Origin of the sequence: Candidatus Magnetominusculus dajiuhuensis (genome assembly GCF_046044395.1) — a bacterium.
Lineage (GTDB): Bacteria > Nitrospirota > Thermodesulfovibrionia > Thermodesulfovibrionales > Magnetobacteriaceae > Magnetominusculus > Magnetominusculus dajiuhuensis.
Window position 1 is genome coordinate 1 of sequence record NZ_JBJUSG010000164.1, and the last position, 6,699, is coordinate 6,699.

Here is a 6,699-nt window from a genome sequence, read left to right on the forward strand (position 1 = left end):
GGGGGGGGGGGCTGCTTTACTATTGTGACACAGTCTGTTGTCCGGAATCGTCCCTTAAATGGTTGTTTCATGATGATTTTGCCTATTCTGAGGTATAAGGACAGATTCCGGACAAGCCGGAATGACAGACAAAGAAAAGAACAGTCTGGAAATCATTGCAACTTCCCATGAGAACTTGTTTTATTGGTTAGAACAAAATTACCGTGTATTTTTTGTCAAGCGGTATTGAAAAAAATTTCAGGTATATGTTATAACACCAAATGAGGGTGTCTTTAAGCAGGAAAATTAATATTCTCTTATTTCTGGTAACGTTGGTAGGGATATTTGAGCTTGCCGCAATATATTACTACCAGTCATTGCAGAAATACGACGCCAAGGTAATAAATCTGGCCGGCAGACAGCGGATGCTCTGTCAGATGGCCGAGAAATACGCCCTCTCAGCCGCGTATGAAGACTTCTCTGACAAAGAAAATCTCGTAAAAACCGTCACCGAATATGAACAGAACCTTAACACGCTCTACAAGGGCGGCGTTATTTCGGGAACAAAATTCCCCCCTGCTCCTAAGCGTACTATCGCACTGTTTCAAGAAAACACCTCCCTTCTTGAGTCATTTAAGGACAGCGCCTACGATATAGATACTCAGGACGCCGGCCTGAAAGTAAAACTCCACGAAAAAAGTACCGCCCTTCTTGACATAAGCAACAGGATAACAAACGAGTTTGCGTCTGTCTCTGAGGACAAGAACAAGTACCTGCGAGGTGTACTCATCTTTATGACCGTGGTCGGCGTCCTGATCTTTGCAATCGGTAGCCGCAAGGTGTACAAACTTATGAGTCCGCTCAGGACGCTTGCCGTGTCTGTCAGCAAAGTTGGAAAAGGAGATTACACCCAGAAAATAGCCCTGCCGGAGTCAGACGACGAGATCAGCGACCTTGCATATGCATTCAACAATATGGCATATAACCTGAGAACTACCGTGGTCTCTAAAGATTATCTAAACGGTGTGGTTGACGCAATGGGCGATATGCTGCTGGTCATAGACCTCAACGGGAAGATAAAAACAAATAACCGGGCTGTAAGCGGCATTCTCATGTTTGACTCGTATGAGCTTATAGGCACACAGGCGTCCGATTTGTTTGTGGTTGGTGACGTTATCAAAGAAAAACTCAAAGAGGTGCGCGCCCATGGCCCCTCGGGAAGGATAGACAGGATAGAGGGATGGTTAAAAACCAAAAACGGCAGGAAGGTAGCCGTTCAGTGCAGTTTCTCGATGATGAGGGGGGCTGAAAACGGCGACATCATCTGCGTGGCAATTGATATTACACAGAGAAAACACTACGAAGAGGATCTGAGAAAACTATCTATCGCCGTTGAGCAAAGCCTCAGCGCGATTGTGATTACCGACGCAAAAGGCAATATCGAATTTGTGAATCATAAGTTCACTGAAAATACGGGATATACGATGTCTGAGGTCAAGGGGAAAAATCCCAGAATCATGAAGTCCGGCAAACATGGCCCGGAGTTTTATAAACTCCTGTGGGATACAATAACGGCAGGGGATGAGTTTCGTGCCGATGTGTGCAACAAAAAGAAGGATGGCACCATCTACTGGCAATTCCTCTCTATAGCGCCAATAAAAGACACCGTAGGAAATATCACACATTTTATATCCGTACAGATTGACGACACCGAGCGCAAGCTTGCCGAAGAGCGCCTGAAACAACTAGCCCACTTCGATGTGCTTACTGGCCTGCCAAACCGTTTTCTCTATAAAGACCGCCTGGAGCAGAATATCCTTCAGGCCAAAAGGGCTGAGTTTAACTTTGCTATCATGTTCTTAGACCTCGACAAGTTCAAGTTTGTAAACGATACGCTTGGGCATCACGTGGGAGACCTGCTCCTGAAAGAAGTCGCCGCCCGGCTCAGGGAATCTGTGAGAGAATCCGACACGGTTGCCCGCATGGGAGGGGACGAGTTTCAAGTCCTCCTAACCAAAATCAATAAACCGACCGATGCCGCCGTCATCGCTGAAAAAATACTAAAGGCCATGAACGAGCCGTTTATTTTGAGCGAGCAGCGATGCAATATAGGCGTAAGTATTGGTATAAGCATATTTCCCGATAACGGGGAGAACATAGAACAGCTCACAAAAAACGCCGACATGGCGATGTATCATGTAAAGGAGCGTGGGAAGAACTGGTTTAAGTTCTATGACTCCGCCATGGACGCGGCTATCTTAGAGAAGGCAAACCTTGAGAGGGCGCTGAACATGGCGCTTAATCGTAATGAGTTCACGCTGCACTACCAGCCGCAGATAAACATCAAAACTGGCCAAATGGTCGGATGTGAAGCGCTTATCCGGTGGCAGCACCCAGAAATGGGACACATATCGCCTGACAGATTTATACCACTGGCCGAAGAGACAAATCTGATTGTGCCAATAGGGGAATGGGTGCTGCGAGAGGCCTGTAATCAGAGCAGGATATGGCGGCAAAACGGCTTCCCCGCACAACGCATCGGTGTAAATCTCTCCACGTACCAGTTCAAAGACCCGATGCTTGTGAAAAAGATAACCACAATACTGGAAGAGACCGCCATGGACCCCAGATACCTGGATCTCGAAATTACAGAAACCGGCCTGATGCAAAACATCGAAATAGGCATTGCAGCGATGAAGGAACTGCGCAGCCTTGGCGTAAGCATCTCCGTAGACGACTTCGGGACGGGATATTCGTCGCTGATATATTTAAAACGTTTCCCAATAGACATATTGAAAATAGACCAGAACTTTATAAGAAACTGCACGACAGATGCATCCGACGCCGTAATCACCTCAACGATAATCTCAATGGCACACAGCCTGAACCTGGGGGTAATAGCCGAAGGCGTTGAGACAATAGCACAGTTGGAGCTGCTCAGGATTTTCGATTGCGACGAGGTGCAGGGCTATATATTCAACAGGCCAATCCCTGAGGAAGAGTTCAGCAAACTCCTTGAAGAGGAACACGTTTTTACCCTGATTGACTAGGATTAACGACGAAGACATCTGCACGTACCATCAAAAGGATTAACGACGAAGGGGGGGTAACCCCCCCTTCACCCCGTAATCTCGCCCACGCTTTATCTGTTGCGTTTGGGCTGCCGCCCGTTGGCGGCTTCCAGAACTCCAACCAAAGGCTTGGGTTATCTTATATACCCGCTATTGAGTGTATCCTGTCAAGGATTTTTTTGGCTATCTCGTCGGGCCGGAATTTGGGAAGGAAATCGTTAGAGCCGACCTGCTTGGCCTTGTCAACGTTTGACTTGTTGCTTAGTGAGCTGTGTAGTATGACATAAAGCCCGGCCAGTTTAGGGTTGCCCTTTATCTTTCTCGTAAATGTAAAGCCATCCATGCCCGGCATCTCAATATCCGATATTATCATGGCAAACCTTTCTGTAATCGGGACGTCGTCGTTTGAAAATTCCTCCAACAATTGAATGGCGTTAACCGCGCTATCCATCATCGTATATGTTACGCCCAGTTTTTCAACGACAGATTTCAGCATCATTAGCGCCGACTTTGAATCGTCAACTATGAGCAGGTGATAGTCCTTAAAATTGACGGTCTTGGCCTCTTTTTCGATATTCTCCTTAAAATCATCTGATAGCTCCTCTTCAATGCCTATTGTCTCTGCGAGTATTTTCTCTATGTCGAGCAGTTGAATCGTCTTGCCGTCGTCCGTATAGGCAAGGGCAGTCAGGCACGCCGTTTTGCTCATAATAGCCGAAGGGCTTTTCACGTCCTCCCAACTGCGGTTAATCAGCGTGTTGGGGGAATTAATTAAGAACCCGTGAATCAGATAGTTGTATTCGCACACAATCACGTAACTTATAGTATTTTTGTAGTCAACGGGTTCCATCTCCAGCGCGTCTGACAGATCAATTACGGCAATTGACTTACCCCTGAAGTTAATCGTACCTTTTACAGCGGAATGGGAGTTAGGCATTTTGGTGATTTTAGGTGGACACTCAAGGACCTCAATTATCTTAAAGACGTTTATCCCGTACAGCTGGTCATCGCTGAGGTAAAACGTCAGCATCTCCAATTGGTTTGACATGGCCAGATTAGTCCTCTGTTCGATTTCATCCACGACGTTGCTCATCCCTAACCTCCCTTATAATGAAACTTAATAACCAAATTATACTTGTTCTTATCGGCTTTTGTATAGATTTATTTAACCGGTTGCATACTGTAACGGGGTATTTACAAAACACGACAATATATTTTAGAATGTTACTGATGAGCAACAAATTTTGGGATGACACAGACAGGTTGGTCTTTCTGCGTGAGAGGGCAAATAACCTCTTCCACCATGACGCTCAGGGGGACTTAACCTCGCGGCGCGCTTACACATGGGTGCCCCCCTTTGACATCTTCGAGATGGAAGGGGAAATCATCGTAAGGGCAGATATACCCGGGGTCAGACTGGAGGATATATCAGTCGTTGTCGAAGGGGAAAACGTCATTACAATAAAAGGGGAACGAAAACCCGGGCACTCCGACAGGGAGTATTTCCACTGTATGGAGAGGAGTTTTGGGCGTTTTATGAGGTCTTTTAAACTCCCCGACGCCACAGACATAGACGCCATCAGAGTAGTCCTTTCTGACGGCGTCCTCAGCGTTTCGATACCGAAAACTGGCAGTTGAGAGGATAAAAGAATACCTGATGCTCATAGGCGTGATGTCGGACTCTCACGACAGTATGGCAATGCTGGCAAAGGCGGTAAGGGTGTTCAATGAAAACAATCTCCGGTATGTCCTGCACGCTGGTGACTACACCTCCCGCTCTGCCTTCAGGATTTTAGGGGATTTGAAGGCGGAATTCATTGGGATTATTGGCAATAATGACGGTGAAGTTCTTACGACCATGGGCGTAGGTCCGCTGTTGTTAAATAACGTACCGCAGGGCCGGATATACAGACAGCCCCACGAATTTACTATTGACAACAAAAAATTCATCATGGTTCACGAGCACTTCGAAGTTGACTCTATCGCCAGGAGCGGCCGCTGCGATATTCTCATATATGGACATACGCACAAGGCGGCGGCAAGGACATGCGGCACGACATACGTCTTAAACCCCGGAGAGCTATGTGGTTGTCTTCACGGCAGCGCGACCGTGGCAATTTTAGATACACAGATGATGGAGGCGCGCTTTATAGGGCTGGATTAGCTTTATAAGGCTGGATTAATTGCTCCCCCCATTGACAGTAAATGAAATATTTTGCAAAAATCGCGCTGGAATATTTATAATCACATGGTTTTAATACAATTCAACTAAATTAAACGCACTAAGGAGGGTTTAGAAATGCCGAAAAAAGTAGCTCTATTGACAGCCGGGGGCCTTGCCCCGTGTCTAAGTTCAGCAGTGGGCGGATTCATTCAGCGTTACGCTGAAATATCGCCCAACACCGAGGTCATAGGTTTTACAAATGGCTATGACGGGCTTCTCAGGAAGAACTTTTTAAAGGTCACGGCGAAGGTGAAAAAGACCGCCCATCTGTTACAGGATTTTGGCGGCAGCCCGCTTGGCAACAGCAGGGTAAAGCTCTCAAACGTAAAGGACTGCGTAAAGAAGGGTCTCGTCAAAGAGGGCCAGGACCCGCTGCACGTGGCGGCTGAAAACCTCAAGTCCCTGGGTATTGAGGTTCTTCACACCATAGGCGGCGACGACACGAGCCTCACGGCGGCTGAGCTGGCAAAATATCTCCACACCAACGGTTACAATCTGACAGTAATCGGCCTTCCAAAGACCGTAGATAACGACGTTACACCAATTGCGCAGACCCTTGGGGCATTCACAGCCGCAGAGAATGGCGCGCGTTTTTTCCTGAACGTTGTGGCCGAGACATCTGCAAACCCCAAGATGCTCATCGTTCACGAAGTCATGGGAAGGAACTGCGGCTACCTGACCGCGAGGACCGCCTACGAGTATAACGAAATGATCAAGAAAACAGAGTTCCCTGACAGCTTTGGCATCTCTGACGATACATACGGAATTGACGCCGTATTAATCCCTGAGGTTGATTATGATTTAGACAAGCTGTCAGACCACCTCAAAAAAAGGATAGAGAAGAATGACTGCGCCAAGATATTTATATCAGAGGGCGCTGGTGCGTCGGGAATCGTAAAGGAGCTGGAGGCGAAGGGTTTAGAAGTACCGCGCGACGCCTTCGGACACGTGAAGCTGGACAAGGTAAACGTAGGTCAGTGGCATGCCGATGTCTTGTTGGCAAAGACAAAGGCAGAGAAGGTACTGGTTCAGAAAAGCGGCTATTATTCAAGGGCGGCAAGGGCCAACAAACAGGATTTAATGTTGATTAAGTCAATGGTTGACCTAGCGGTGGAGATGGCGGTCAAGGGCGTACCCGGCATAGTAGGACACGACGAGGAGCGCCACGACGTCCTTAGAACTATAGAATTTGACCGAATCAAAGGCGGCAAACCCTTCAACCCAGAAGTAAGCTGGTATAAAACCCTATTAAAAGAAATCGGCCAGCCCGATTTTAAATAATCCGCGGGATATGCCCCCCCGCGTCTCTGAGCGGGGGGATTGTATTCTTTGATTGCTATCCATAGTTATATCAAAATGCGTTCATAAAAGTAATTCTATTTTTAAATCATATGTGCATTAATAATCAGTGATTAGCGTATTTAT

Annotated in this window: 5 protein-coding genes; 4 read left to right on the forward strand and 1 reads right to left on the reverse strand. The window is 47.1% G+C overall.

Annotated elements, in window-relative coordinates; genetic code table 11:
• Window positions 1–266: 266 nt before the first annotated feature.
• A complete protein-coding gene (locus tag AB7D94_RS15795; RefSeq protein ID WP_420266963.1) occupies window positions 267–3,029 on the forward strand; it encodes an EAL domain-containing protein in 2,763 nt (920 codons plus the stop codon).
• Between the two features lie 160 nt (window positions 3,030–3,189).
• On the opposite strand, the gene AB7D94_RS15800 is transcribed toward AB7D94_RS15795, so the two are convergent.
• On the reverse strand, window positions 3,190–4,143 hold the full coding sequence (locus tag AB7D94_RS15800) for a chemotaxis protein CheV (RefSeq protein ID WP_420266964.1): 954 nt from the start codon (window positions 4,141–4,143) through the stop codon (window positions 3,190–3,192).
• A 137-nt stretch (window positions 4,144–4,280) separates the two neighbouring features.
• On the opposite strand from AB7D94_RS15800, the gene AB7D94_RS15805 reads away from it, so the two are divergent.
• The 3 genes from AB7D94_RS15805 to AB7D94_RS15815 all read left to right on the forward strand — a co-directional run bounded on the left by AB7D94_RS15805 (window position 4,281) and on the right by AB7D94_RS15815 (window position 6,555).
• Entirely contained in the window at window positions 4,281–4,688 is a 408-nt protein-coding gene (locus tag AB7D94_RS15805) for an Hsp20/alpha crystallin family protein (RefSeq protein WP_420266965.1), read from the forward strand.
• Between the two features lie 19 nt (window positions 4,689–4,707).
• On the forward strand, window positions 4,708–5,214 hold the full coding sequence (locus AB7D94_RS15810; protein ID WP_420266966.1) for a metallophosphoesterase: 507 nt from the start codon (window positions 4,708–4,710) through the stop codon (window positions 5,212–5,214).
• Between the two features lie 135 nt (window positions 5,215–5,349).
• Window positions 5,350–6,555, forward strand: coding sequence for a pyrophosphate--fructose-6-phosphate 1-phosphotransferase (locus AB7D94_RS15815; protein ID WP_420266967.1), 1,206 nt, complete (start codon window positions 5,350–5,352; stop codon window positions 6,553–6,555).
• Window positions 6,556–6,699 lie beyond the last annotated feature (144 nt).

What these genes read in the sequence shown, in the direction of transcription:
- AB7D94_RS15810 (WP_420266966.1), top strand. Translation starts at nt 4,708, where the DNA reads ATGCTCATAGGCGTGATGTCGGACTCTCACGACAGTATGGCAATGCTG.
- AB7D94_RS15800 (WP_420266964.1), bottom strand. Translation starts at nt 4,143, where the DNA reads ATGAGCAACGTCGTGGATGAAATCGAACAGAGGACTAATCTGGCCATG.
- AB7D94_RS15815 (WP_420266967.1), top strand. Translation starts at nt 5,350, where the DNA reads ATGCCGAAAAAAGTAGCTCTATTGACAGCCGGGGGCCTTGCCCCGTGT.
- AB7D94_RS15805 (WP_420266965.1), top strand. Translation starts at nt 4,281, where the DNA reads ATGAGCAACAAATTTTGGGATGACACAGACAGGTTGGTCTTTCTGCGT.